The following is a 26,087-nucleotide window of genomic DNA, read 5'->3' as shown; positions in this document are numbered from 1 at the left end:
GTTCCCCGATTGGGGCCGCGCAAATCCGCCAGGAAGACTCCATACGTGTCGTATCCCACCGCCGGCTCGCGCCTGTTGACGCGGATCGCCGAGTTTACCGAAAATTCCATTGCGGCCGGCCGCGCCTACGCCGCGGACGGCCGGGTCCAGGACATCACGCTGGAACCGGCGACGGGCCTGCTGTCCGGGAAGGTCATGGGCACGGCGCCCTACCGTTCAACGGCCAAGCTGGTCCGGGAGCACGACGGCGTGGTGGCCTGCCGGGTGGGCATCTGCAACTGCCCCGTCCGGCAGAACTGCAAGCACGTGGTGGCGCTGATTGCGGCCGCCGAGTCCGACCCCAATTTCCAGGACTTTTTTGTCCCCGAGGAAACCGTCCACGAACCGACCTACCTGGAAACGCTGCTCGCCAACGCCAAGGGCGGCAAGGCCGGGGCTGCCGGGAAGGCCCCCGGCGCGGCAGGTGCGCAAACAGCCGACTGGGAAGCCTCGCTGGCGGAGCTGCTGCCGCCGGCCGTGCACGCACCGTCATCCGACACCCCCGCACTGGGGCTGCAGTTTGAGCTGCAGCTGCCGCCCCCGCGCTTCTCCTACCGCGGCCACGGCGGCAAGGTGGCCGCGGCGCCCATCCTCAATGTCCGGCCCGTGGTGATGGGCAGCCGGGGCAAATGGGTCAAGACGGGCGTCAGCTGGAACACGCTGGGCTACCTGAGCTACGGCCGCCAGCACGATCCCTCCCAGCTGGAGTGGCTCAGCGAGTTTCTCGCCGCCCACAGCCCGCGGCAGTACAGCCACAGCAACGCCTCCTCCTGGCTGGCCGTCAATGACTTTGCCGGCCGCAACCTGTGGCAGCTGCTGGCCGAGGCCCCCAAGCACGGCGTGGCCCTGGTCCAGTCCGGCACCGGGGACCCCGTGCGGATTTCCTCCGACGAGGCTACCGTCCAGCTGGACGTTTCCCGCGCCGAATCAGGCGGGCTGGACGTGGGCCCGCTGATCGAGGTGGGCGGCACCCCCGTCAACGAGGACGTTGTGGGCACCATCGGAAACCCTGTCCACGGCCTGTTTTTCAGCGAGCAGACGGACACCCTGCCCAACGTGGCCAGCGGCACCTCGGGGAGAAACGCCGTCGTACGTGGCACCATCACGCTGGCGCCGCTGGCGGCGGGGACGCCCGCGCAGATGCTCGAGTTCGCCCTGCGCAGGCAGGCCGTGCATGTGCCGGAGGACGGCGAGGAAAAGTTCCTCACGCAGTTTTACCCCCAGTTGAAGCAGTCGGCGGCGGTGGTCTCCGCGGACCAGTCGGTGGAGCTGCCCGAATATGTGGAGCCGGAGCTGTCGCTGCTGGCCGCCTATGGCGACGACCACACACTGCGGCTGCACTGGGAATGGCACTACCGGGTGGGCAACCGGGTGAATTCGCGCCCGCTGTGGCCCGAACCGGGGGAATCGGCCGTGCGTGACGCCGGCGCCGAGGAACGCATCGTCAAGAGTGTGGGCCAGCCGTGGCTGGAGGTCCCCGCGATGGGGGTGGCCGCGAACAGTGCCTGGGGCGAGCCGAAGCTGGCCGGCTCGGCCACGCTGACGGGCCTGGACACCATGGCGTTCACCGAGACCGTGCTGCCGCGGCTGCGCGAACTGCCCGGAGTCACGGTGGAAACCAGCGGCGACATTGCCAGCTACCGCGAGGTCACCGAGGCGCCGATCGTGAAGATCTCCACGCATGCCACGGATGAGCGCGACTGGTTCGACCTGGGCATCGTGATCACGGTGGAGGGACAATTCGTCTCCTTCGCCGCCGTATTCTCCGCCCTGGCCGCGGGGCAAAGCCGGATGCTGCTGCCCAGCGGCGCCTACTTCTCGTTGGACCGCCCGGAATTGCACGAGCTGCGCGCCCTCATCGACGAAGCCCGCGGGCTGAACGACCTCAAGGACGGCGAACTGCGGATCAGCCGCTTCCAGGCAGGGCTGTGGGATGAGCTGGCCCAGCTGGGGATTGTGGACGAGCAGGCGGAGGCGTGGCGGAAGTCGGTGTCCGGGCTGCTCGACGGCGGCCCGGCGGAACCGCTGCCCACTCCCCCCGCGCTGAACGCCACCCTGCGGCCGTACCAGGGCGAGGGCTTCAACTGGCTGAACTTCCTGTACACGCATGGGCTGGGCGGAGTGCTGGCCGACGACATGGGCCTGGGCAAGACCGTGCAAACCCTGGCGCTGGTCACACAGGTCAGGGCCTCCGGTTCGAACGGGCTGCCGTTCCTGGTGGTGGCGCCGACGTCCGTGGTGGGCAACTGGGCCAGTGAAAGCGAGAAGTTTGCGCCGGGGCTGAAGGTGGCGACGGTCTCGGAGACGTTTGCCAAGAGCGGGCTCGACTCCGCCGCGTTCTTCGCGGGTGCTGACATTGTCATCACCTCCTACGCGCTGTTCCGGATCGACTTTGCCGAATACGGCAGGCAGGACTTTGCCGGGCTGATCCTGGACGAGGCCCAGTTCGTCAAGAACCACCAGTCGAAGGCCTACCAGTGCGCCCGCAAGCTCAAGGCGCCGTTCAAGCTGGCCGTGACCGGCACGCCGCTGGAAAACAACCTGATGGAGCTGTGGACGCTGCTGTCCATCGTGGCCCCCGGCCTGTTCCCGAGCCCCAAACGCTTCGCCGAGTTCTATCAGCGCCCCATTGAGCGCAACGGGAACGCCAAGCTGCTGGCCAGGCTGCGCACGCGCGTGAAGCCGCTGATGCTCCGGCGCACCAAGGAACAGGTCATCAAGGACCTGCCGGCCAAGCAGGAGCAGATCCTGGAGGTGGAGCTCAACGCCCGGCACCAGAAGGTCTACCAGACGCACCTGCAAAGGGAGCGGGCGAAGATCCTGGGCCTCTTGGAGGATGTCAACAAGAACCGTTTCACCATCTTCCAGTCGCTGACCCTGCTGCGCCAGCTCAGCCTTGACGTCTCCCTCGTGGACGAGGGCCAGGCGGGCGTACGTTCCTCCAAGCTCGACGTGCTGTTTGAGCAGCTGGAGGACGTGGTGAAGGAAGGCCACCGGGCGCTGATCTTCAGCCAGTTCACGGGCTTCCTGGGCAAGGTGCGCGACAGGCTGGTGGCGGAGGGCATCGACTTCACCTACCTTGACGGCTCCACCCGGAACCGGGCCGCCGTCGTCGAGGAGTTCAAGAACGGCACGGCGCCGCTGTTCCTGATCAGCCTCAAGGCCGGCGGCTTCGGCCTGAACCTGACCGAGGCGGACTACGTGTTCATCCTGGACCCCTGGTGGAACCCGGCCTCCGAGGCGCAGGCCGTGGACCGCACGCACCGCATTGGGCAAAAGAAGAACGTGATGGTGTACCGGCTCGTGGCCAAGGACACCATCGAGGAAAAGGTCATGGCGCTCAAGGCCAAGAAGTCCCAGCTGTTCTCCGACGTCATGAGCGGGGATGCCCTCTCCGGCGGGGCCCTCACGGCCACGGACCTGGCGGGGCTGTTCAGCGAATAGCAGCGGTTCCCCGCCGACGGCGTGCCAGGCTGCCGGGGGCGTGGTAAATTTCACACGCCCCGGACAGCTTGGCACGCCGCCGGTTTTACGGCCCCCGGGCCTTATCCACAATCCGGGCGGCGGCCGTTGAAGTCGGCCCCGCGCGCGGCAAGGCTTGGGGCATGGAAACATCGGAATTGGCCGCAAAGATTGCCCGGGACTGGCCCGCCGGAACTGAAATCGGCACCACGGCAGATCTGGGACGGGCAGGCCTCGGCCCACGGCTGCTGACCTCGGCCGTGCGGCACGGGCTCCTGGTACGGGTCCGGCACGGCGCGTACGTCAGGATGGCCGTGTGGCAAGGCAAACATCCGTCGGAAAAGGACATGCTTCGAATCACGGCACACTTGCGGGCCACCCGCGGCCGTGCCCTCTACAGCCATGTGAGCGCTGCGCGGCTTCTTGGACTGTACATCTGGAATGCGGGGCCGGCCGTACACGTCACCACGCCGTCGTCGGTGTCCGCAAAAAGTGCCGTGCCGGGGGTCAAGGTGCACCGCCGCAGCCTGCCTGCCTCAGCGCAAACGCGGATCAGCCACCGCTGGCTTGGCCCGGTCAGGACCACCACCCTGGAGCAAACCATCCTTGACTGTGCGCGAACGGAGCCGTTTGTCACGGCCGTCATCATCGGCCGACGCCGGCCTGCACCGGGGTGCCAGCCTGCCGGCGCTGGGCGAACTCCTCGAGGCCATCCCGGGCAGGCGCGGGGTGTGCGCCGCCCGCCGCGTCATCGATTCCCTCAACAAAAGTTCAGAATCCGCCGGCGAGACCCGGCTGCGGCTCATGGTCGGCGACATGGACATCCCGCAGCCGGAATACCAGGTACCCCTGCACGCTGCGGGCAACAACTACCGGGTGGACGGTGCCTGGCGGGACATCAAGCTGGCCCTGGAATTCGATGGAAAGTCCAAGTACTTCGCGTACAAGCGCACCGACGAGGCGATCTACGAGGAACGCCGGCGGGAACGCGAGCTCATGGAGGACGGCCGGAGCTTCATTCGAATTGAGTGGAAGGACCTGGGCAATCCGGCACTGTTGCAGCGGCGGATCGTGGCGGCCATGCAGGCTGCGCGCAGGCGCACGGCGGCACTCCCGCCGAACCCCAGGCAGTGACGACGTGCCAAGCCGGCGGCGGCGTAGCAAATTTCACACGTCACCGGCAGCCTGGCACGCCGTCAGCGCTGGGGGCGCCAGACGACGACGGCCTGGCTACGGGCGCGGGGACGCTGGCCGCGCGCCAGGGCCACAATGTCCCCGCCGGAGAGGCCCGCGGCAAAGACGCGGCCCGTGGGACGTGCCGGGCGCGAGTCCACTTCCGCGGCAGCGGCTGCAAGCTGCGTGCCCAGCTCCTGGACCTGGGCCCGCAGTGCCTCCACCTGCTGTTCCAACTGCATGATCCGCCGGATTCCCTCCAGGGACACGCCTTCCTGGGACAGCCGCTGCACCTCGCGGAGCATGTCGACGTCGTGCGGGGAGTACCGCCGCGACCGGCCCGGGGCCCTGCTGGGCTTCACGATGCCCAGGCGGTCATACTGGCGCAGGGTCTGTGGGTGCATGTCCGCGAGTTCGGCCGCCACGGAGATCACAAAGATGGGAGCGTAGGGGTCAAGATTCATGGTGATCTCCTTTCATGCGGTGGCCGGCTTTGTCGGAATCCCGGATCCAGTCTGTCTGGATGGCCGGGGTCAGAGTTTGGCCTTGTCCTTCAAGGTTGCGCGGGGATCGCCGTCGGCGGTGGCGTCGGCGAAGGCCTGCACGGCCTCCTGGGCCTCCTTGCTCAGCTTTTGCGGGACGGAGACATCGATGGTGACCAGCAGGTCGCCGGTGGCCTTGGACGTCTTGACGCCGGCACCCTTCACGCGCAGGGTGCGTCCGGACGGGGTTCCGGCCGGGACACGCACGCGCACGGACTCGCCACTCAGGGTCGGGACGCTGATGTTCGCCCCCAGCGCGGCTTCCGGGAAGGTCACGGGCACGTGGACGCGGATGTTGTTGCCGTCGCGGTGGAAAAATTCGTGCGGCTTGACGTGGACGGTGACCATGAGGTCGCCCGGTCCGGCCGCGCCTGACTGGCCCTTGCCCTTGACCCGGACCTTCTGGCCGTCCTTGATGCCGGCCGGGATGCGCACGTCGATGACGTCGCCGTTGGGCTCGCGCAGGCCGATCTTGGTGCCGTGGATGGAGCCCCCAAAGGAAATGCTGGTCGACGCCGTCCGGTCCGCACCCTTGGTGGGTGTGGGCTGGAAGCCGCCAAACCCGCCGTTGCCGAAGAGGTCGGCGAACTCGGGCGGAAGGCCGGAAGCGCCGCCGAATCCAGGCGATCCGCGGCGCGCGCCGCCACGGGCGCCGCCGAACAGGTCGCCGAACACGTCCTCAAATCCGGCGGGGCCGCCCTGGCCGCCGGCTCCGCCGGCACTGAACCGGGCGCCGCCGCCCATGGCCCGGATGGCGTCATATTGTTCGCGGTCTTCCTTGTCGGAGAGCACGGAATACGCTTCGGAGACGTCCTTGAAAGTCTTTTCCGCCTTGGCATCACCGGGATTGGTGTCCGGGTGGTACTTGCGTGCCAGCTTGCGGTAGGCCTTCTTGATGTCAGCGTCCGACGCATCCTTGGCGACACCAAGAATCTTGTAGAAGTCCTTTTCGACCCAGTCTTGACTTGCCAAGACGCCTCCTTCTTTACGCTTAGTTGTGTTTCATGTGGTGGTTTCGGCAAGCTCAACCGCCGGATGCGGTTATTCAGGTACGGAAACAACCACCTGGGCGGCGCGCAGCACGCGTTCGCCGGACCTGTAGCCGTTGCGCAGCACCTGGCTGACGGTGTCAACTTCAACATCGCTGCCCGGCTGCTGGATGAGCGCCTCATGGACGGTCGGGTCAAACGGGACGCCGGTGGCGTCGATCCGTTCCAGCCCGTACGTCTGGAGCGCGGCTTCCAGCTTGCCCGCGATCGCGGCAAACGGCCCGTCCACGATGTCGCCGTGGGCCCGGCCCGCGTCGATGTCGTCAAGCACCGGAAGCAGCGAGTTCAGCACGCCGATGACCGCCATCTGGCCGGCCACCGCCCGGTCGCGCTCGACGCGCTTGCGGTAGTTGACGTACTCGGCCTGGAGGCGAAGGAGGTCATTCTTCAACTCCGCGGCCTCCGCCTTGTCGGTGCCCTGCGCCACGGAGCCCTCGGCCGGGACCTCAACGTCGTTGAGGATATCCTCGGCCTGGGAGAGCGCGTCGCCGTGGGTCTCGACAGGCCCGACCTCCGGAGTGGCACGCTCAACCGACGGATCGTTCTCCGGCTTGCCCTCTTCGGGGTTTACGGATTCAGACATGGCTACTTCTTCTCGTCTGCTTCTTCGTCAACGATTTCGGCGTCAACGATGTCCTCGTCGGCGGAACCGTCCGATGCGGCACCCTCGGATGCACCGGCGTCGGACGCGGCACCCTCCTTGGAAGCGTTGGCGTAGATGGCCTCGCCGAGCTTGGACTGGGAAGCCTGCAGCTTCTCAAACGCGGTCTTGACGGCGTCGTCGTCCTCGCCGGCCAGGGCCGTCTTGAGCGCCTCGACGTCGGCCTTGACCTCGGTCTTGACCTCTTCGGGCAGCTTGTCGTCGTTGTCGGCCAGGATCTTGTCCACCGAGTAGTGCAGCTGCTCGGCGGAGTTGCGGAGGTCGGCTGCCTCGCGGCGGGCCTTGTCCTCGGCAGCGTGCTCCTCGGCCTCGTGGACCATGCGCTCGATGTCTTCCTTGGACAGCGCCGTGCCGCCGGTGATGGTCATCGACTGCTCGGTGCCGGTGCCCTTGTCCTTGGCGGAAACGTGCACGATGCCGTTGGCGTCGATGTCGAAGGTGACCTCAACCTGCGGGACGCCGCGCGGGGCCGGGGCGATGCCGGTCAGCTCGAACGTGCCCAGCGGCTTGTTGTCGCGGGTGAACTGACGCTCGCCCTGGAAGACCTGGATGGCCACGGACGGCTGGTTGTCGTCGGCCGTGGTGAAGGTCTCCGAACGCTTGGTCGGGATGGCCGTGTTGCGCTCGATCAGGTTGGTCATGACACCGCCCTTGGTTTCAATGCCCAGGGACAGCGGGGTGACGTCGATGAGCAGGACGTCCTTGCGCTCGCCCTTCAGCACGCCGGCCTGGAGTGCGGCACCAACGGCCACGACCTCGTCCGGGTTGACACCCTTGTTCGGTTCCTTGCCGCCGGCCAGTTCCTTGACCAGGTCAACCACGGCGGGCATGCGGGTGGAACCGCCAACCAGCACGATGTGGTCGATGTCGGAAACCTTGATGTTGGCTTCCTTGATGACGTCGTGGAACGGCTTCTTGGTGCGCTCGAGCAGGTCCTTGGTCAGGTCCTGGAACTTGGCGCGGGTCAGCTGCTCGTCCAGGTGCACCGGGCCGTCGGGGGTGACGGAGAGGTACTGCAGGGAGATGTTGGTGCTGGTCGAGGAGGAGAGTTCCTTCTTGGCCTGCTCGGCAGCTTCCTTCAGGCGCTGGAGGGCGATCTTGTCCTTGGAGAGGTCGATCCCCTTGACCTTGAGCTGGTTCAGCAGCCAGTCAACAACGCGCTGGTCCCAGTCGTCGCCGCCGAGGCGGTTGTCACCGTAGGTGGCGCGGACCTGGATGGTGGAGAACTCGTCCTCGTCCTTGCCAACTTCGAGCAGGGAGACGTCAAACGTTCCGCCGCCGAGGTCGAAGACCAGGATGAGCTCGTCTTCCTTGCCCTTGTCCAGGCCGTAGGCGAGGGCGGCGGCGGTGGGCTCGTTGACAATGCGCAGCACGTTCAGGCCGGCAATTTCGCCGGCTTCCTTCGTGGCCTGGCGCTCGGCGTCGTTGAAGTAGGCCGGGACGGTCACAACGGCGTCGGTGACCTTCTCGCCCAGGTACGCTTCGGCGTCGTTCTTGAGCTTCATCAGGATGCGGGCCGAGATTTCCTGCGGCGTGTACTTCTTGTCGTCGATCGACTTGGTCCAGTCGGTGCCCATGTGGCGCTTGACGGAGGCGATGGTGCGGTCGATGTTGTTGACGGCCTGGCGCTTGGCGATCTCGCCGACCAGGACGTCGCCGTTCTTGGCGAAGGCAACAACGGACGGGGTGGTGCGGCCGCCCTCGGCGTTCGCGATGACGGTGGGCTCGCCGCCTTCGAGCACGGAGACGACAGAGTTGGTGGTTCCGAGGTCAATACCTACGGCACGTGACATAAGTGATTCCTTTCATGGACCGCTGCCTGAACAAGTCGGCCACCGTGGCGGTGTCCGGGTCGCCCAACCAGCGGGTATTGAGCGTTCTGGACTCAACTTTACTCAGCCTCGCTTCCATGTCAAATGAAGTTGAGTGTAGTTGACTCAACTTTCACTCAGGGCGTACCGGCACGACGCCGGCCGGGTCCGCGCTCCGGGCAGCTCTGGCCTGTGGGGCCCAGCGGGCGTAGGCTCCCGACCATGAACGCTCAAAACGCCGGCGGTTCCGGCGACGTCTACACGCACGGCCACCACGAAAGCGTGCTGCGCTCGCATGCCTCCCGGACGGCGGCAAATTCGGCCGCCTACCTGATTCCGCACCTGACCCATGGCCTCCGCGTCCTGGACGTGGGGTCCGGGCCGGGCACCATCACGGCCGACTTTGCCCTGCTGGTGGCCCCCGGGGAGGTGCTGGGCCTGGACCGCTCCCCCGAGGTGGTGGCGGCCGCCACGGCCCTGGCCGCCGAGCGGCGCCTGGCGAACCTGACCTTTGACACGGGGGACGTCTACAGCCTCGACTTCCCCGATGACACCTTCGACGTGGTGCACGCCCACCAGGTCCTCCAACACCTGACCGACCCGGTGGAGGCGCTGCGTGAGATGCGCCGGGTGGCTAAGCCAGGGGGGATCGTGGCGGTGCGCGACGCCGATTTCCACGGCATGTCCTGGTACCCGCAGCTGCCGGAACTGGACGAGTGGATGGACGTATACCAGCGGGTGGCGCGGCACAACAATGCCGAGCCCGACGCCGGGCGGCGCCTGGTCCACTGGGCCCGGGCCGCGGGGCTGGCCGACATTGCCCCGTCGTCGGCCAACTGGCTCTACGCCACCGACGACCAGCGCGCCTGGCTGTCCGGGGTGTGGGCGGACCGGGTGGAAAAGTCCGCGTTTGCCGACCAGGCCCTCGCGTACGGGATGGCCGACGCCGCCGGGCTGGCACGGCTCGCCGCCGGCTGGCGCCGCTGGGGTGCCGCCCCGGACGGCTGGTTCCTCATGCCCAACGGCGAGATCATCGCCCGCGCCTGACAGCCCGACCAAACATCGGGGCCCGCATGGAGAAGAACCGGCTCGAGGCGCTCAGCGACGGCGTTCTGGCGATCATCATCACCATCATGGTGCTGGAGTTCAAGACCCCGGGGACGGCCGACTGGGCGGGGCTGGCCAGCATCCTGCCGTCGCTGCTGAGCTACCTGCTGAGCTTCATTTACATCGGCATCTACTGGAACAACCACCACCACATGATCAAGCTGGCGGACGGGGTGAGCGGCGGCATCCTGTGGGCGAACCTGCACCTGCTGTTTTGGCTGTCCCTGGTGCCGTTCATGACGCGCTGGATGGATGAGTCCGGGTTTGCCGTGGTGCCGGTCTTCATTTACGGCGTCAACCTGCTGCTGGCGGCCGTCGCCTACGCCATCCTGCAGGCGGGCTTCATCCGCCAGCAGGGCCCGGGCGGGCGCCTGGCCGGTGCCCTGGGGCGGAACGTCAAGGCGCGCATCTCCCCCGCCATCTACATTGCGGGGTGCGCCCTGTCCTTCGTTTCGCCCGCCTTCGGGCTGGCCGCCTACGCCGTGGTGGCGGCCATTTGGCTGGTGCCGGACCGGGGGATGGAGCGCATGCTGCAAAGCGGCGGGGACTAGCCGTCCGCGCCCAGGGACAGCTGCTTCGCGTGGAAGTCGAAGTGCAGTGTCGGGTAGGCGTACACGTCCGCCAGGGTCATGGACGGCCGGAAGAAGGGGTCCCAGCGGCCGGGGAAGTCCATGGTCCTGGCCAATGACGCCGGCGACTCACGTTCCAGCGCGGCCGCCAGGTGGCGCGTGGTGGCGTGCATCTTCCGTGCCATCCGCCGGCGGTTGAACACGAGTGCGGCGGCGCGCGAGCCCCAAAAATTGACCGTGTCAAAGGGCCCCGTGGAGGCGTCCAGGGCGCGGGCGAACGCCCTGCCCCAGGGCCGCGGGAGGCGGCTGACGGCCTTGACGAGCGGCACCAGCGTCCGCACCACCAGGTACCCGAAGACCATGTGAAACAGCAGTTCCTCATTGCTCCAGCGGGTCCCGGCACTGCGCGCCTTCAATTGGGCGGGGGTTGCCCCGGCCAGGTAGGCGTCCAGTTCGCGGCAGGCGCGCCGGTAATCCGCAGTGGTCCGCTCCCCCCGCACGTCCATGGGATGCCTTAGCCTGCGCTGCCGGCGGATCCAGCCACCGCGGCGCGGATGGCGCCGCGCAGCGTTTCCAGCCCGGGCTGCCCCGCCAGGCCGTCCGGGGTTGCGTAAACGCGGCACGTCACGGCCGGCTCGGTGTCCACCGGGAAAAGGTCCTTCCCGTCAATGGTGAACGTCGGCGAGCCGTGGAAGCGGAGGGCGGCGGCGTCCTCGTCGGTGTCAATCTCGCGTACGGCCGGCGCTGCCGGGCCCAGGCCTTCCAGCGTCAGGGCGTCGGCAAACAGCACGCGGGCGGAGGCGCCGTGCGGGCAACCGGGGATGGCGCGCACTTCAAATTCCATGTTTTCATTGTCCCGCTTAAACGCCGCTTAAGGCAGCAATTCGGCAACCAGGGCCTGGATGCGGGACTTGATGTCGTCGCGGATGGGCCGGACGGCGTCCACGCCCTGCCCGGCTGGGTCCGGCAGGTCCCAGTCCTCGTAGCGTTTGCCGGGGAACACGGGGCAGGTGTCGCCGCAGCCCATGGTGATGACGACGTCGGACGCCTTCACGGCATCGGCGGTCAGCACCTTGGGGGTCCCGGCGGACAGGTCGATGCCGTCCTCGGCCATGGCAGCCACGGCGGCCGGGTTGACCGAACCAGCGGGTTCCGAACCGGCCGAGCGGACCTCAATGGCGCCGCCGGAGAGGGCGGTGAGGTAGGCGGCGGCCATCTGGGAACGCCCGGCGTTGTGCACGCAGACGAACAGGACGGAGGGTTTCTTGGCGGTGTCCATGGTTCTCCTTAGTGGGTGAAGAAGCGCTTGCGGGCCCACAGGGCGGCGTAGACCAGTGCGACCAGGGCCGGCACCTCGATCAGGGGGCCGACGACGCCGGCCAGGGCCTGCCCGGAGGTGACGCCGAAGGTGCCTATCGCGACGGCGATGGCGAGCTCGAAGTTGTTCCCGGCTGCCGTAAACGCGAGGGTGGTGGTCTTGGCGTAGCCCAGCTTCAGGGCCCGGCCGGCAACCATGCCGGCGCCAAAAACCACCGCGAAGTAGACCAGCAGCGGCAGCGCGATCCGGGCGACGTCCAGCGGCCGGGAGGTGATGGCGCCGCCCTGGAGGGCAAAGAGCAGCACAATCGTGAACAGCAGCCCGTACAGCGCCCATGGGCCCAGTTTCGGCAGGAACGTCCCCTCGTACCAGTCGCGGCCCCGGACCTTTTCGCCAATGGTGCGGGTCAGAAAACCTGCCAACAGCGGAATTCCGAGGAAGACCAGCACCGAGGCCGTGATGGCCAGGAAGGAAAAGTCGGCGGCCGTCGTCGGAAGCCCCAACCAGGCGGGCAGCACCTGCAGGTAGAACCAGCCCAGGGTGCCGAAGGCGGCGACCTGGAAGACGGAGTTGATGAGCACCAGCACGGTGGCGGCCTCCCGGTCCCCGCAGGCGAGGTCGTTCCAGACCATGACCATGGCGATGCACCGGGCCAGGCCCACAATGACCAGGCCCGTGCGGTACTCGGGCAGGTCGGGGAGGAAGATCCAGGCCAGGGCGAACATGAACGCCGGCGCCAGCACCCAATTCAGCACCAAGGAGGTGGCCATCAGCCGGCGGTCCGCCGCCACCCGCCCGGTCTCGTTGTAGCGGACCTTCGCCAGCACCGGATACATCATGACCAGCAGGCCCACGGCGATCGGCAGGGACACCGACCCGAGCTTGGCCGCATCCAGGACGGCTCCCAGGCCCGGAAAGAACCTGCCCAGCAGCAGCCCCGCGGCCATGGCCGCCACGATCCAGGCCGGCAGCAGCCTGTCCAGGGTGGAGAGCCTGCCTGCGACGGCGGAGCCGCCGTCGGGCGGGCGGGTGGCGGTTGGTATGGTCACGGGTCTCCTGGTGCCGGCACTGCACTTCCCTGCACTGCACTCATTGATGGTTGTCGATACACAGTATCGGCCGCCATATCGACAACTGTCAATGTAGCGGCATAATGGACGCATGAACACTGCGCCCCTGTCGGCCCCCGCCACGGACTCCCACTGTTGTGTGCCGAGCGGCCGGCCCGCCCTCGACGCAGCGGAAGCGCAGCGTCGCGCCCGGGTCCTGAAGGCATTGTCCGATCCCGGCCGGCTGCGACTGCTCTCGATTGTCAAGGCGGCCGACGGCGGCGGGGCCTGCGTCTGCGACCTCACCGAGCCGCTGGAGCTGGGCCAGCCCACCGTGTCCCACCACCTGAAGGTCCTGCTGGACGCCGGGCTGCTGCACCGCGAGAAGCGCGGCACGTGGGCCTACTACTCCCTGGTGCCCGGAGCCCTCGAGGCAGCGTCCGAAAGCATCACGGGCCTGTGATCACCGCACTTCGGGACATGGCGGCGGGCGACTGGGACGCCGTCGAACGCATCTACGCTGCGGGGATCGCCGGCGGCAGCGCCACCTTTGCCGAGTCCCCGCCGCCGTGGGAGGAGTTCCTGGCCACCCGGATCCCCGGACTCAGCCTGGTCGCGGTGGACGGCAGCGGTGCGGTGCTGGGCTGGGCCGCGGCGACGCCCACGTCGACGCGGGACGTCTACCGGGGCGTCATTGAGCATTCCGTCTACGTCGATCCCGCCGCGGCCGGACGGGGCGTGGGCGGGGCGTTGCTGCGGGGCCTCGCCGGGCGGGCCCGCGCGCTGGGATATTGGACCATCCAGTCATCCATCCTGGCCGAAAACCCGGCCAGCCTGGCCCTGCACGGGAAGGCAGGGTTCCGCACAGTGGGCCGCCGCGAGCGCATCGGCCTTATGAGCTACGGGCCGTACGCGGGTTCGTGGCGGGACACGATCCTGGTGGAGCTGCGGCTGTAGGCGCCGCAGACCGTAGGATTGGCTGGTGCAATTCTCCTTGTGGCTGGCCCTTGCCGGTGCCGGCGCCATGATCAGCCTGACGCCCGGCGCGGGCGCCATCAACACCATGTCCAACGCCCTGGTCTCGGGATTCCGCCGGTCCTTCTGGGGCATCCTGGGCCAGCAGCTGGCACTCGTGGTCCACGTGGTCATCGTCGCCGCCGGGGTGGGCCTGATAGTCTCCAACTCGCCGTTCCTGTTCCACCTGATCCGGTATGCGGGCGCCGCCTACCTGGTCTATTTGGGTGTGCGGAAGATTCTGGCCAAGGCGGAGCAGCCGCAGGCCGGCGGCGCACCGGCCATTTTCGAGCCCGGGTTCTCGATGTTCCGCCGCGGGCTGTGGGTCAACCTGCTCAACCCCAAGGCCATTGTGTTCTTCCTGGCGTTCATGCCCCAGTTCATCCGGCCGGACCGGGCGCTGCTGCCGCAGTACGTGATCCTCACCGCAACCGTGGTGGCCATTGACATCATCGTCATGTGGTTCATTTTCGCGGCGGGCGCCAAACAGCTCAAACACCTGACCACCAGCGAACGCGGGCAGTTGACCTTGAACCGGATCTTTGGCGTCCTGTTCATCGGCGTCGGCGTGCTGCTGGCGTTGGTGTAGCCGCGATGGGCAGTGCTGCCCATTGGCTCCCGCAGCCGGACATGCTTGGCTGGAAGCCGACACGACAGACACACAGGCAGGGAAGGCGCCTTCGGTGAACGACACGATGCTCGGTGCAGACCCGCAACAACTGCGCGACCTGGCCAAGGACTTTTCCCGCGCCGCCCAACAGCTCACGTTGCTCAGCACCTCGCTGACCCAGCGCGTCAACCGGCCCGGCGGCTGGAACGGCCCCGACGCGGACCGCTTCCGCAACGAGTGGAACACCAGCCTCCGCCAGAAGATCATGGCCGCGAACAAGTGCTTCGACGCCACGGCGGCGGCCCTGTTGCGCAACGCCACGGAGCAGGACCAGGCCAGCGCCGTGGACGGCCCCGGCGGCATGCCAGGCATCCCCGGCCTGCCGGGCCTGCCGGGCCTCCCCGGCCTGCCGGGCTTCCCCGGCGGCACCACTCCACCGGGCCTGCTGGAGGCGCTGCTGACGAACGGGGTGCTGGGCCAAGGCGAAACGCTGGCCACCTGGTACACGGCACTGGCCGGCGGCACCAATGCACTGAACCTGGCCGGCAGCCTCCGGCTGGCCGGCAGTTTCGACTCCCTCGAGCAGGCCATGAAGGTTTCCCGCATGGCCGGGGCCTTCGCCACCTTGGACGACTTTGCGGCCGGCAGCAACTGGGGCGCGCTGACGCAGCGGGCCAGCCAGCTGATGGGCGACAGCGCCCTGGCCGGAAAGGTCGGTTCCCTGGCCGCCCCGCTCGAAACGGTCGGCAAGGCCCTGGGTCCTGCCGGTGCAGTCCTGGGCGTACTGACCGTCGGCACGGACATCGCCAACGGCGACTACGGCCGCGCCGGCTATGACAGCGTGGTGACCGGCCTGGGCATCGCGGCGCTGTGCACGCCGCCGCCCGCCGACCTTGCCCTGGGGGCCGCGGCCGGCGCCATGGCCGTGGGGCAGCTGGCCTACGACCACATCCCCTTCGTGCACGACGCCGTTGACACCACCGTGGCCGCCGTGGGGGACGCGGCCGGCGCGGTCGGGGACGCAGCCTCCGACCTTGGCCACGGGGTGGCCGAAGTGGCCAAGGACCTGTGGCCCTTTTGATCCGGCACCGGGAACATTCATTTTCAATTGCAGGGAGAGAACACGATGCCTGAGACGAACACCGCCCCGGCCGCAGCGGACGCTGCCCAGACAACGGCCGTGGCCGGCTACGGGGCCGCGGAAATCGTTTACCTCATTTCCCAGGGTTCCGGCGCCCTGCGGGACAGGAACGCGGCGGCCCTCCAGGTCCGCCCCGAGGCCATGACGGAGCAAATTGCCGCCTTGGGGGCCTCCAGCCTGCTGGCCCGCGGCGAAATCACGGCCGACGGCGGCACCATGGAACTGCGCGGCGGCGCCCGGATCCTCAACCAGGCCCTCAACGCCGCCGTGCGGTGGACCGAGGTGGCCATGGTCAACGGAACCGGCGTGGAGGCGGCACTCTATGTGCAGTCCCGTGATGTGTCCGTGTTCCTGCAGCCGGCAGCCCTGGGCACGTGGTTCATGGTGGTCACGGATCCGCAGGCCGGCGACGCCCGGATGCTCAAGCAGGTCATGGACAGCAACCTGGCACGCCACCCCGAAGCGGCCATGTACTTTGGCTCCCAGCTTGCCGGCCTGCCCAAGGACCACTTCTTCGTCCGGGCCTCCGGCGACGGGCTGTGGGATGTTGCCCATGTGGAGAAGCCGGGGGAACAAGACCGGACCGACGGTGTGGGCACCCAGGAGCTCCTGGCCCGGCTTGCCGGGCTGCTGGCCCTGCCGGCGGAGGCTGCCCAGTGAGCACCAACGGCTTTGGCCATCCGCCCGTCTCCTCCAACGACGCAGCGAGCCTGCGCGAACCCATGCCGTGGATGAGCCGGCGCCGCACCGGCGGGGCCTACCGGCTCCCCGGCCTGCAATACCCGCTCGGCTCCCTCAGCTACGGCGTGGTGCTCATTGCCCTGGGCATCGTGGCGCTCGTGGCCACCGCGGATGCCGGCGCCTTGGCCGCCGGCATCCCGATTTTCCTGATCGCAGCCGGCCTGGGCCTCTGGCTGGCCGTCGTTGGCGCCGTCCGCTGGCCCTGGTACCGCAAGTACGTCCGGCAGCACGGGCACCCGCCGTTCTGACCGCCCGGGTCATCGGGGCGCCGCGGCTGGATAGACTGGCCGCATGAGCAATCCCTACCGGATCATGACCGTTTGCACGGGCAACATTTGCCGCTCCCCCATGGCGGAATTCATGTTGGCCGGGGCTGCCGCCGAAGCCGGCCTGGACGTGGTGGTCGATTCTGCGGGGACCACTGCCTGGGAGGCCGGGAATCCCATGGATCCGCGCGCCGTGGCCACCCTGGCCCGTCACGGCGTCGCCGCCGCGTCCCATGAGGCGCGCATGTTCATCCCCGCCTGGTTCGCCGAACGGGATCTCATCCTGGCCCTGGACACCGACCATTTCAAGGCGCTGCAGGCACTTGCCCCCAGTCCCGAAGCCGCCGCCAAGGTGCGGATGTTGCGCTCCTTTGACCCTGCCGTGGCCGGTGCGCCCCTCGACGCCCAGGGCATTTACGATCCCTGGTACGGGGACGGCAGCGACTTTGAAGCCAGCTGGGAGCTGATCTCCGCCGCCATCCCCGGCATCCTGGCCCACGCCACCGCACACGGCACCACCCGTGGCTGATGCCCGGCACCCCCGGCCGGTGATCATTGCCGTCGACGGCCGCTCCGGTGCGGGGAAGACCACAATCGCGCTGGAACTGGCCGCCCTGCTGCGCCGCCACCGCACCGTGTCCCTGTTCCACCTCGAGGACATCTACCCCGGCTGGGACGGCCTCGCCGACGGCGTGGACCGCTATGTCTCCACGGTGCTGGCCCCTCTGGCCCAGGGCCGTCCGGCCCATTGGACCCCCTGGAACTGGACGGCGGGCACCTGGGCCGCGGGCGCCGGGGCGTCCGGGGACCGGGACACCGCGGACGACGCCGGCTCCCGCACCACCGCCGCGGCCGACGTCGTGCTGGTGGAAGGGGTGGGTGCCGCCCACGCCGCGGCCCGGGAATTCCTGGACGTGGTGGTCTGGGTGGAGGCCCCGGCCCCGCAGCGCAAGCGCCGGGCCCTGGCCCGCGACGGCGACAGCTACGCGCCCTTTTGGGACCGGTGGGCCGCGCAGGAGGACCTCCTTTTTGCGGCCGGGGACACGGCCGCCGCGGCGGACGTTGTGGTGGACGGCTCACCCGGCGTGGCCGGCGTGCCGGAGCAGGTGCTCCAGGCCCTGTGCGGGTTTCCGGCCCTGGAACCCCTGATGGCGCCGGAACTGGCGCGACGCCGGGGGCTCGAATTCTCCGCCGCCCGCGTGGACGCCTTCCCGTCCGGGCCCGCGCTGTTCGCGGCCCTGTACGGCGGCTCCGCGGACGCCGTGTGGCTGGACAGTTCCATCGCGGAGCAGCCCGTCCACGGCCCCCAGGCAGGCCGCGCCCGGTTTTCCATCCTGGCGGACGCGTCCGGCAGTTATGGCTGCACCGCCAGCCACGCCGCCGGCACCACCACCGTGTCCGCCGGGCAGGTCAGCGCCCGGATCCACGGCCCGTTCTTCCGCTGGCTGGACACCGTGTGGGGCCGCCGCGCGGTGCGCGCCCCCAGACACTACCCGGGTGATTTCACGCTGGGCTGGCTGGGCTGGCTGGGCTACGGGCTGAAGGCTGAAACCGGCGGCGCCGTGCCGCCTCCCGGCCCGGCCCCCCTGCCAGCGGCCGCGCTCCTGTTCGCCGGCCGCGCCGTCGTGGTCGACCACCAGGAAAAGTGCCTGTTCCTGCTCACCCTGGCCGAAGCCGGCCACCCGGCGTCCCGGGAAGAGGCCGCGGAGTGGGCCCGCGGCGTCCGTGCCGTCATCGCCGCACTCCCGCAGGTGCCGGAGGATCCCACGGCCCCGCTGCCCGCCCCGGACTTCACGCTGCGCGACGGCGAGGCCCGGTACAAGGCCATGATCGCCGCCAGCCTGGCCGAGATCCGCGAGGGAAACTCCTACGAGATCTGCCTGACCACGCAACTGGAGGCGCGCACCCCGTTGCCCGTGGACGCGTGGGACTGCTACCGGGCGCTGCGCCGCCGCAGCCCGGCCCCGTTCGCCGCCTTCCTGCGGTTTGGTGGCACGGCCGTCTGCAGCACCTCGCCGGAACGGTTCCTGCGCATCGACGCGGCCGGGCTGATGCGCGCCGAACCGATCAAGGGCACGCGCCGCCGCGACCCGGACCCCGCCGTGGACGCTGCGCTCAAGGCGGACCTGTCCCTTTCGCGCAAGGACCGGGCCGAAAACGTGATGATCGTGGACCTGCTGCGCAACGACCTCTCGCACAACGCCGTGCCCGGCACCGTGACCGTGCCGCGCCTGTGTGCCATTGAAAGCTACGCCACCGTGCACCAGCTGGTCAGCACGATCGAGGCGCAGCTGGCCCCGGGCAGTTCCCGCGCCGAGGCCCTGGCCGCTGCCTTTCCTGCCGGATCGATGACGGGGGCGCCGAAAATCAGCACCATGGCGATCCTGGATTCCCTGGAGGCGGGCCCGCGCGGCATTTATTCCGGCGGGATCGGCTATTTTTCGCTGAACGCCGCCATGGACCTGTCCGTCACGATCCGTACCCTGGTCCTCCAGGACACGGACGACGGCGGCACGCACCTGTCGCTGGGCGTCGGCGGCGCCATCACGGCCGACTCCGACGACGACGCCGAATGGCAGGAGCTCCAGGCCAAGGCCTACGGCGTGCTGTCCACCCTGGGATCGGAGTTCCCGGGCTGACGGCCCGCCGCGAGAACCGCCCGGGAGACGGCGGGTCCGGTGTTCCCGCAGGCTGCGTAAAGGAGACCGAAAGGCCGCCCGCGGCCGCCGGTCGGATAGCAGCCAAGGGAATGCCGGCCCGCCGCGAGAACCGTCCCGGAGACGGCGGGTCCGGTGTTTCCGCAGGCTGCGTAAAGGAGACCGAAAGGCCGCCCGCGGCCGCCGGTCGGATAGCAGCCAAGGGAATGCCGGCCCGCCGCCAGTACCGCCCGGGAGACGGCGGGTCCGGTGTTCCCGCAGGCTGCGTAAAGGAGACCGAAAGGCCGCCCGCGGCCGCCGGTCGGATAGCAGCCAAGGGAATGCCGGCCCGCCGCCAGTACCGCCCGGGAGACGGCGGGTCCGGTGTTTCCGCAGGCTGCGTAAAGGAGACCGAAAGGCCGCCCGCGGCCGCCGGTCGGATAGCAGCCAAGGGAATGCCGGCCCGCCGCGAGAACCGTCCCGAACCCGCCGTCCGGACCCGAAGCTACTGCAGCGTGGCCGTCAGGCGGGCCACGTTGTCCACGTAGCGGGCCAGGACGGGCCGGGTGACCCATTCGTGGAGCTGCAGCTCGCGGGAAACGGCCCGGTATTGTTCCTCGACGGCGTGCATTTCCTGCACCAGTTCCTGGTCGATCATCATGACGGACACTTCCAGGTTCAGGGAGAAGCTGCGCATGTCCATGTTGGAGGAGCCGATCACGGCCACATCGGCGTCGACCGTGAAGTGCTTGGCGTGGAGCACGAGGGGCTTGGGGTAGAGGAAGATCCGCACCCCGGCCTTCAGGAGGGCCTCGTAGTAGGACCGCTGGGCGTGGTGGACCAGGAACTGGTCGCCCTTCTCGGAGACGAACAGTTCCACCACCACCCCGCGCTGGGCGGCCGTGGTGATGGCGTAGAGCAGGGAATCGTCCGGGACAAAATAGGGGCTGGAGATGGTGATGCGTTCCTCGGCCGAATACAGCAGCGTGTTGAACAGGCGCAGGTTGTTTTCCGTAACAAAGCCCGGGCCGCTGGGCACCACCTGGCACAACACCCGGCCGTCGAAGGAGTCCCAGTGGTGGACGGCCAGCTGGGTTTCCAGGCTTTCCTCGGTCTCGCTGGACCAGTCGGTGGCGAACATGACGTTCAAGGTACCCACGATGGGCCCCTCGAGCCGGGCCATGAGCTCCACCCACTTGCGCCCCACCTTGGCGTTGCGCTTGCTGCGGTAGGACGGTTCAATGACATTTTGGGAACCCGTGAAGGCGACGCGGCCGTCCACCACCAGGATCTTGCGGTGGTTGCGCAGGTCCGGGCGGCGCCACTGGCCCTTCACCGGCATCAGGGGAAGCATGCGCCGCCACTGGATTTCGCTGGCCTTCAGCCGCCGGATCATGTCCCGGTAGCCCGGCACGCGCAGCGAGCCGATGTGGTCAAACAGCACCCGCACCCGGACGCCGCGGGCCGCCGCGGCCTCCAGTTCCCGGAACAGCCGTTCGGTGCAGGAGTCGGAGCTCATGATGTAAAACTCGGCGTTGACGAAGTCGTGGGCCTCGCTTACGGCGTCGGCCATGGCGTCCAGGGACTCCTGGTACCCCTCGATCAGGTGCACCGAATTGGCGCCCAGGGCCGGGAAGGAACCCAGGTTCCGGTTCAGCTCCACGGCCAGGTTGATCCACGACGGCCCGTCATAGGGTTTCACCTGCGCGGCAATCCCCCGCGTCCCTTCCACCACGCGGACGTTGACGGCCTCCTGCATCTCCCGCCGGCGCCGCGAGAGCCGGAAGTTGCCGAACATCAAAAACAGCGCCAGCCCGATGTAGGGCAGGAAAAAGATGCACAGCAGCCAGGCCATGGCGGTGGTGGGGCGGCGGTTGCCGGGGATGATGCCCAGCACCGCGATGCGGATCCCCAGGTCCACGACCATCAGCAGCACCGAAAGCCAGGCAGGGCCGGCGGGAAGGCTGAAGGCTGTCCAGATCAAGCAGTGCCTCCTCGTTGGGCGCCCATGACGCGTCAGGTGACCTTAGCCTACCGGCTCGCGGCGCCCCGGCCGGGCAGGAAAGCACCGGTGCCGGGCACTAAGCTCGAGCCATGACTGTTTTGGTGTTCCTGGACCCCTCCCATCCCGACGGCCGGCTCGCCGACGCCGAGGCCCCCGCCCTCCTGGCCACGGACCAGGGCGCCACCCGCGGCGACGGCATCTTTGAAACCCTGCTGGCCGTCAACGGCGCGCCCCGCAAGGTCCAGGCGCACCTGCACCGCCTCGCCACGTCGGCACAGTCCCTGGCGCTGGAGGTGCCCGACGCCGACGCCTGGCTGCGCGCCATCACGACGGCGGTCGACGCCTTCGCGGCCGCCTCGCTCCAGGTGCCCGACGAGCACGGCAACACCAACATCGTCATCAAGCTGTTCGCCACCCGCGGCCCGGAGGGGGCCGACACCCCCACGGCCTGGGTGCAGGCCGCCGCCGTCCCGCCCGCCCTGGCCGGGCAGCGCGCCAAGGGCCTGGACGTGATCCTGCTGGACCGCGGCTACGACAGCACCGTGGCCCACCGGGCACCGTGGCTGCTGTTGGGCGCCAAGACGCTTTCCTACGCCGTCAACATGGCCGCCCTGCGCCATGCGCACGCCCAGGGCGCCGACGACGTGATTTTCACGAGCAGTGACGGACACGTGTTGGAGGGGCCGACGTCGTCCGTCCTCTTGGCGCACGTGCAGGACGACGGCGGCGCGCCCGTCAAGCGGCTTGTCACACCCAACCTGGACAGCGGCATTTTGCCCGGCACCACCCAGGGCGCCTTGTTTGCGGCGGCGAGGGACGCCGGCTGGGAGCTTGGCTACGGCCCGCTGGTGCCGGCGGACCTGCTCGACGCCGACGCCGTCTGGCTGGTTTCCAGCATCCGGCTGCTGGCGCCCGTCAACACCATTGACGGCACGGAGATCGGGACGGCGGACGTCCGGGCCCGGCTGACGGCCGAGCTCAGCGCGCTGCTGGCGCAGGTGCACTGACGCCCCGAAGGCCGCCGGGACGTCATGTTGCGCCACATTTCCCCGGCGGTTCGACCCGCAGCCAGGGGCGGTATGTTAGTTTTCAAGTGAGTAACGAGTTCCAGCGCCAAGCCCTGACTTGCTGGACGGCAACCCTCTGTCTCGGCGGGGTGCCTCAGGTGACTACTCGGCAAACCCGGCCACCCACGGCTGCGGCTTGCAAGCGCGAACTGCCCGCGGCGTGCCCGGCCCCTCCGGCCCTCCCACCGCCCGGTACCCGCTTGCAGGCGCGGCCACCTGCTTTGAGGAGTACCCATGAGCGTTGACGCACCCCCGCTGGCCTACCGGCTGATCACCGGCCCGGATGACAGCTCCTTTTGCGAGCGGATCTCCGCCGCCCTGGCCGAGGGCTACATCCTGCACGGAAGCCCTGCAGTGACCTTCAACGGCACGTCCGTGATTTGCGCCCAGGCCGTGGTCCTCCCCCACGCCGTGGCCGCCTCCGACGCCGCCATCGCCAACGCCGTCTCGCAGCTGGAGGACCCCGAGGAGTTCGACGGCGAGGGCATCGCATGAGCTACGCCGGCGACCTGGCACCCGCCCAGGCCTGGGACAAGGTGGCCGCCGGGGCCGTCCTGGTCGACGTGCGCACCGACGGCGAATGGGCGCACATCGGCGTGCCGGACCTGTCCGCACTCGACGCCGAGCCGGTCTTCATCCAGTGGAGCCATGCGACGGGCCGGCCCAACCCGGACTTCCTGGCCGAACTGCAGCAGGCAGTCCCCGCCGGCAGGGAACTGGTGATCCTGTGCCGCTCCGGCGCCCGCTCCATTGCCGCCGCAGAGGCAGCCACGGCCGCCGGATACACGGCCTTCAACGTGCTTGAGGGCTTTGAGGGCGTGCCGGACGGCTACGGGGACAGGATTGTCAACGGCTGGAAGAACCGCCGCCTGCCCTGGAAGTAACCGCCCCGCACCCTCAGAACCCGGCCCCACCAGCGAAAGCTAAGGACACACACTTGAGCAACTTTAATAAGCACGCCGCCACGTGGGCGGAAGACACCCAGGCGGTCCGGGGAGGGCTGGACCGGACCAACTTCCAGGAGACGTCCGAGGCCATCTTCCTGAACTCCGGCTTTGTCTACGAATCTGCCGAACACGCCGAGGCCTCCTTCACCGGCGGGGTGGACCGGTTTGTGTATTCACGCTATGGCAACCCGTCGGTGGCCACGTTCCAGGAGCGGCTGCGCCTGCTGGAGGGCAAGGAGGCCTGCTTTGCCACGGCGTCGGGCATGTCCGCCGTCTTTACCGCCCTGGGCGCGCTGCTGGGTGCCGGGGACCGGGTGGTGGCTTCCCGGTCCCTCTTCGGTTCCTGCTTCGTGATACTCAATGAACTGCTGCCCCGCTGGGGCGTGGAAACGGTGTTTGTGGACGGCCCGGACCTGGACCAGTGGCGCGAAGCCCTGGCCGTGCCGACCACTGCCGTGTTCTTTGAGTCGCCATCCAACCCCATGCAGGAGATCGTGGACATCGCCGCCGTCTGCGAGCTGGCCCATGCCGCGGGCGCCCAGGTGGTGGCGGACAACGTGTTCGCCACGCCCCTGCTCCAGCGCTGTGGCGACTTTGGCGCGGACGTCGTGGTGTACTCGGGCACCAAGCACATCGACGGCCAGGGCCGGGTCCTCGGCGGAGCCATCCTGGGCACGAAGGACTTCATTGACGGCCCCGTGAAAAACCTGATGCGCCACACCGGCCCGGCCCTGTCCGCGTTCAACGCCTGGGTGCTGACCAAGGGCCTGGAGACCATGGGCCTGCGTGTCAGCGCCTCCTGCGCCAGCGCCCTGGCCCTGGGTGAATTCCTGGAAGCGGCGCCGCAGATCAGCTGGGTCAAGTACCCGCTGCTGCCCTCCCACCCGCAGTACGAGCTGGCCCGGAAGCAGATGAAGGCCGGCGGGACGGTGCTGACGTTTGAACTGGCCGAGCCGGCGTCCGGCACCCGCAAGGACGCCGCCTTCAAGCTCCTGAACGCCCTGCGGATCGTGGACATCTCCAACAACCTGGGCGACACGAAGTCCCTGATCACGCACCCGGCCACCACCACGCACCGGGCCATGGGCCCCGAGGGCCGCGCCGCCATCGGCCTGTCCGACGGCGTGCTGCGCCTCTCCGTGGGCCTGGAGGACCTGGGCGACCTGAAGCAGGACCTGGCGCAGGCCCTCGCCGCGATCTAGTTCGAACGCCGCCGTCCCCGGCGGGTTAGTCCTGGAAGTATTCGATCTCCGCGCCGATGGTGTTCAGGCGCTCCGCCAGGTCCTCGTAGCCGCGCTCGATGACGTAGATGTTGCGCAGCTCGCTGGTGCCCTTGGCGGCAAGCATCGCCAGCAGGATGCAGGCGGCCGGGCGCAGCGCCGGCGGGCAGCCGATCTCGGCCGCGCGCCACGCCGTCGGGCCCTTGATGTCGATGCGGTGCGGGTCCAGGAGGCGCACGCCGGCGCCCAGGCGGTTCAGTTCGGTCAGGTAGATGGCGCGGTTCTCGTAGACCCAGTCGTGGATCAGCGTGGTGCCCTCGGCGCAGGAGGCGATGACGGCGAAGAAGGGCAGGTTGTCAATGTTCAGCCCCGGGAACGGCATGGGGTGGATCTTGTCCGGCGCCGCGTGCAGTTCGGAGGGGAGCGTGGTGACGTCCACGAGGCGGGTCTTGCCGTTGCGGGCCACGTATTCCGCCGACTTCCGGTAGCGGAAGCCCATCTGCTCAAGGACCTTGAGCTCAATTTCCATGAACTCGATGGGCACGCGCGTGACGGTGACCTCGGACTTCGTCACGATGCCGGCGGTGATCAGGCTCATGGCCTCGATCGGGTCCTCGGACGGCGCGTATTCAATGTCAACGTCGATTCGTGACTTGCCGCGGATGGTCAGCGTTGTGGAGCCGATGCCCTCCACCTCCACGCCCAGGCCCTGCAGGTAAAAGCAAAGGTCCTGGACCATGTAGTTGGGGCTGGCGTTGCGGATGACGGTGGTGCCCACCCGGTGCGCGGCGGCCATGATGGCGTTTTCCGTCACCGTGTCCCCGCGCTCGGTCAGCACAAAGGTCCTGTCCTCGCCGTCGCTGAAGGGTGCCTGCACCTGGTAGAAGCCGTTGTGGGCCGTGACGGCCAGGCCGAACTCGCGCAGGGCCTGCATGTGCGGCTCCACGGTCCGGGTGCCGAGGTCGCAGCCGCCGGCGTAGGGGATGCGGTAGACGTCCTCCTGGTCCAGCAGCGGACCCAGCAGCATGATGACCGAGCGCGTGCGCTTGGCCGCCTCAACGTCCATGGACGCCAGGTCCAGGACGGCGGGACGGCGGATCTGGAGGTCGTTGGCGTTCAGCCAGCGGCATTCAACGCCGATGCTCGTCAGCAGCTCCACAATCCGGTTGACCTCTTCAATGCGGGCCAGGCGGCGCAGCGTGGTGGTGCCGCGGTTGATGAGGCTGGCGCACAGCAGGGCCACACCGGCGTTCTTGCTGGAGTTGACCTCCACGCTGCCGGAGAGTTCGCGGCCGCCGTGCACGCGCAGGTGCGTCACCACGTTTTTGGGCGAATTGCCGACGTTCACGATCCGCCGGCCCAGCAGCGACTCCATGCGCTGGATCATCTTCAGGCTCAGGTTTTGCTTGCCCTGTTCCATGCGTGCCACGGCACTCTGGCTGGTGCCCAATTGCGCTGCGAGTTCCAGCTGGGTCCAGCCCTTGTCGTTGCGGGCATCCCGGACCATTACACCTACGGTTTCTGCAGCCACTTGAGTCATGAAACTTTTATATCATGGGACGCATATTTGCCTGGTATTTAGTGACGCATTCGCTGTGAATGTCGAATTATCCGTGCCCTTAATCACTGTGTGCGATAAATGGTTCAACAGGGTCATGGC

26 protein-coding genes, 1 pseudogene and 1 riboswitch are annotated in these 26,087 nt (G+C 68.5%); of the genes and pseudogenes, 17 read left to right on the top strand and 10 right to left on the bottom strand.

All coding sequences use genetic code 11. The annotated features are described in order from the left end of the window. Positions 1-45 precede the first annotated feature (45 nt). The 3 genes and pseudogenes from MMF96_RS12165 (at position 46) to MMF96_RS12160 (ending at position 4,635) form a co-directional block, all read left to right on the top strand. A complete protein-coding gene (locus MMF96_RS12165) occupies positions 46-3,483 on the top strand; it encodes a DEAD/DEAH box helicase (protein ID WP_256883682.1) in 3,438 nt (1,145 codons plus the stop codon). A 161-nt stretch (positions 3,484-3,644) separates the two neighbouring features. Then, positions 3,645-3,794 (top strand): annotated as a pseudogene (locus MMF96_RS19890) (type IV toxin-antitoxin system AbiEi family antitoxin domain-containing protein); the annotation flags it as partial. 337 nt (positions 3,795-4,131) lie between these two features. Beyond that, a complete protein-coding gene (locus tag MMF96_RS12160; protein ID WP_256883681.1) occupies positions 4,132-4,635 on the top strand; it encodes a hypothetical protein in 504 nt (167 codons plus the stop codon). 62 nt (positions 4,636-4,697) lie between these two features. On the opposite strand, the gene MMF96_RS12155 is transcribed toward MMF96_RS12160, so the two are convergent. The 4 genes from MMF96_RS12155 to dnaK form a co-directional block, all read right to left on the bottom strand. After that, positions 4,698-5,138 (bottom strand): heat shock protein transcriptional repressor HspR, encoded by a 441-nt coding sequence (locus tag MMF96_RS12155; RefSeq protein WP_176616712.1) that lies wholly within the window; start codon positions 5,136-5,138, stop codon positions 4,698-4,700. 69 nt (positions 5,139-5,207) lie between these two features. Next, entirely contained in the window at positions 5,208-6,188 is a 981-nt protein-coding gene (locus MMF96_RS12150; protein WP_176616713.1) for a DnaJ C-terminal domain-containing protein, read from the bottom strand. 69 nt (positions 6,189-6,257) lie between these two features. Continuing rightward, complete coding sequence (locus tag MMF96_RS12145; RefSeq protein ID WP_176616714.1) at positions 6,258-6,848, bottom strand: nucleotide exchange factor GrpE; 591 nt, start codon at positions 6,846-6,848, stop codon at positions 6,258-6,260. Between the two features lie 2 nt (positions 6,849-6,850). Beyond that, a complete protein-coding gene (gene dnaK, locus MMF96_RS12140; RefSeq protein WP_176616715.1) occupies positions 6,851-8,719 on the bottom strand; it encodes a molecular chaperone DnaK in 1,869 nt (622 codons plus the stop codon). Positions 8,720-8,959: 240 nt separating this feature from the next. Here dnaK and MMF96_RS12135 point away from each other — a divergent pair, with 240 nt between their 5' ends. Both MMF96_RS12135 and MMF96_RS12130 read left to right on the top strand, forming a co-directional pair. Next, positions 8,960-9,784 carry a class I SAM-dependent methyltransferase gene (locus MMF96_RS12135; RefSeq protein WP_256883680.1) on the top strand — a complete coding sequence of 275 codons (825 nt, stop codon included), beginning with the start codon at positions 8,960-8,962 and terminating at the stop codon, positions 9,782-9,784. A 26-nt stretch (positions 9,785-9,810) separates the two neighbouring features. After that, positions 9,811-10,395 carry a TMEM175 family protein gene (locus MMF96_RS12130; RefSeq protein ID WP_256883679.1) on the top strand — a complete coding sequence of 195 codons (585 nt, stop codon included), beginning with the start codon at positions 9,811-9,813 and terminating at the stop codon, positions 10,393-10,395. On the opposite strand, the gene MMF96_RS12125 is transcribed toward MMF96_RS12130, so the two are convergent. The 4 genes from MMF96_RS12125 to arsB are packed head-to-tail and all read right to left on the bottom strand — an operon-like array spanning position 10,392 to position 12,780. Continuing rightward, positions 10,392-10,919: a DinB family protein gene (locus MMF96_RS12125; RefSeq protein ID WP_176616718.1), complete on the bottom strand. Its 528-nt coding sequence runs from the start codon at positions 10,917-10,919 to the stop codon at positions 10,392-10,394. The two genes, MMF96_RS12130 and MMF96_RS12125, sit on opposite strands and share 4 nt — an antisense overlap. A gap of 8 nt (positions 10,920-10,927) precedes the next feature. Then, positions 10,928-11,257, bottom strand: a complete 330-nt coding sequence (locus MMF96_RS12120) for a hypothetical protein (protein ID WP_176616719.1) — start codon at positions 11,255-11,257, stop codon at positions 10,928-10,930. 27 nt (positions 11,258-11,284) lie between these two features. Next, positions 11,285-11,692 (bottom strand): arsenate reductase ArsC, encoded by a 408-nt coding sequence (locus MMF96_RS12115; protein ID WP_176616720.1) that lies wholly within the window; start codon positions 11,690-11,692, stop codon positions 11,285-11,287. Positions 11,693-11,700: 8 nt separating this feature from the next. Further along, positions 11,701-12,780 (bottom strand): ACR3 family arsenite efflux transporter, encoded by a 1,080-nt coding sequence (arsB, locus tag MMF96_RS12110; protein WP_256883678.1) that lies wholly within the window; start codon positions 12,778-12,780, stop codon positions 11,701-11,703. A gap of 112 nt (positions 12,781-12,892) precedes the next feature. On the opposite strand from arsB, the gene MMF96_RS12105 reads away from it, so the two are divergent. The 8 genes from MMF96_RS12105 (at position 12,893) to pabB (ending at position 19,191) form a co-directional block, all read left to right on the top strand. Beyond that, positions 12,893-13,243: a helix-turn-helix transcriptional regulator gene (locus MMF96_RS12105; RefSeq protein WP_176616722.1), complete on the top strand. Its 351-nt coding sequence runs from the start codon at positions 12,893-12,895 to the stop codon at positions 13,241-13,243. Next, positions 13,243-13,737, top strand: a complete 495-nt coding sequence (locus MMF96_RS12100) for a GNAT family N-acetyltransferase (RefSeq protein ID WP_256883702.1) — start codon at positions 13,243-13,245, stop codon at positions 13,735-13,737. The genes MMF96_RS12105 and MMF96_RS12100 overlap by 1 nt, the downstream gene beginning before the upstream one ends. Positions 13,738-13,762: 25 nt before the next feature. After that, entirely contained in the window at positions 13,763-14,383 is a 621-nt protein-coding gene (locus MMF96_RS12095; RefSeq protein ID WP_176616723.1) for a LysE family transporter, read from the top strand. Between the two features lie 94 nt (positions 14,384-14,477). Next, positions 14,478-15,485 carry a WXG100 family type VII secretion target gene (locus MMF96_RS12090; protein WP_256883677.1) on the top strand — a complete coding sequence of 336 codons (1,008 nt, stop codon included), beginning with the start codon at positions 14,478-14,480 and terminating at the stop codon, positions 15,483-15,485. A 45-nt stretch (positions 15,486-15,530) separates the two neighbouring features. After that, positions 15,531-16,205 (top strand): hypothetical protein, encoded by a 675-nt coding sequence (locus tag MMF96_RS12085; RefSeq protein ID WP_176616725.1) that lies wholly within the window; start codon positions 15,531-15,533, stop codon positions 16,203-16,205. Next, a complete protein-coding gene (locus MMF96_RS12080) occupies positions 16,202-16,534 on the top strand; it encodes a hypothetical protein (protein WP_176616726.1) in 333 nt (110 codons plus the stop codon). The genes MMF96_RS12085 and MMF96_RS12080 overlap by 4 nt, the downstream gene beginning before the upstream one ends. Before the next feature lie 43 nt (positions 16,535-16,577). Further along, positions 16,578-17,081, top strand: a complete 504-nt coding sequence (locus tag MMF96_RS12075; protein WP_176616727.1) for a low molecular weight protein-tyrosine-phosphatase — start codon at positions 16,578-16,580, stop codon at positions 17,079-17,081. Continuing rightward, the gene (pabB, locus tag MMF96_RS12070; protein WP_256883676.1) at positions 17,074-19,191 is read left to right on the top strand and encodes an aminodeoxychorismate synthase component I; all 2,118 of its coding nucleotides are present in this window, start codon (positions 17,074-17,076) and stop codon (positions 19,189-19,191) included. The genes MMF96_RS12075 and pabB overlap by 8 nt, the downstream gene beginning before the upstream one ends. Positions 19,192-19,693: 502 nt before the next feature. On the opposite strand, the gene cls is transcribed toward pabB, so the two are convergent. After that, complete coding sequence (cls, locus tag MMF96_RS12065) at positions 19,694-21,115, bottom strand: cardiolipin synthase (protein WP_176616762.1); 1,422 nt, start codon at positions 21,113-21,115, stop codon at positions 19,694-19,696. 167 nt (positions 21,116-21,282) lie between these two features. Here cls and MMF96_RS12060 point away from each other — a divergent pair, with 167 nt between their 5' ends. The 4 genes from MMF96_RS12060 (at position 21,283) to MMF96_RS12045 (ending at position 24,409) form a co-directional block, all read left to right on the top strand. Then, positions 21,283-22,200 (top strand): aminodeoxychorismate lyase, encoded by a 918-nt coding sequence (locus tag MMF96_RS12060; protein WP_256883675.1) that lies wholly within the window; start codon positions 21,283-21,285, stop codon positions 22,198-22,200. An 89-nt stretch (positions 22,201-22,289) separates the two neighbouring features. Then, positions 22,290-22,411, top strand: a riboswitch (SAM riboswitch). An 83-nt stretch (positions 22,412-22,494) separates the two neighbouring features. Then, the gene (locus MMF96_RS12055; protein ID WP_176616730.1) at positions 22,495-22,755 is read left to right on the top strand and encodes a DUF1737 domain-containing protein; all 261 of its coding nucleotides are present in this window, start codon (positions 22,495-22,497) and stop codon (positions 22,753-22,755) included. Then, entirely contained in the window at positions 22,752-23,144 is a 393-nt protein-coding gene (locus MMF96_RS12050; RefSeq protein WP_176616731.1) for a rhodanese-like domain-containing protein, read from the top strand. Before MMF96_RS12055 ends, MMF96_RS12050 begins: the two co-directional genes overlap by 4 nt. Positions 23,145-23,197: 53 nt before the next feature. Beyond that, positions 23,198-24,409: an O-succinylhomoserine sulfhydrylase gene (locus MMF96_RS12045; protein WP_256883674.1), complete on the top strand. Its 1,212-nt coding sequence runs from the start codon at positions 23,198-23,200 to the stop codon at positions 24,407-24,409. A gap of 25 nt (positions 24,410-24,434) precedes the next feature. Here MMF96_RS12045 and MMF96_RS12040 read toward each other — a convergent pair whose 3' ends face one another. Next, positions 24,435-25,967, bottom strand: a complete 1,533-nt coding sequence (locus tag MMF96_RS12040) for a UDP-N-acetylglucosamine 1-carboxyvinyltransferase (RefSeq protein ID WP_176616733.1) — start codon at positions 25,965-25,967, stop codon at positions 24,435-24,437. Positions 25,968-26,087 lie beyond the last annotated feature (120 nt).

The organism is Arthrobacter sp. STN4 (assembly GCF_024539665.1).
Lineage (GTDB): Bacteria > Actinomycetota > Actinomycetes > Actinomycetales > Micrococcaceae > Specibacter.
Note: the sequence above shows the minus strand (reverse complement) of the source record. Positions and strands in the feature narration are given on the sequence as shown.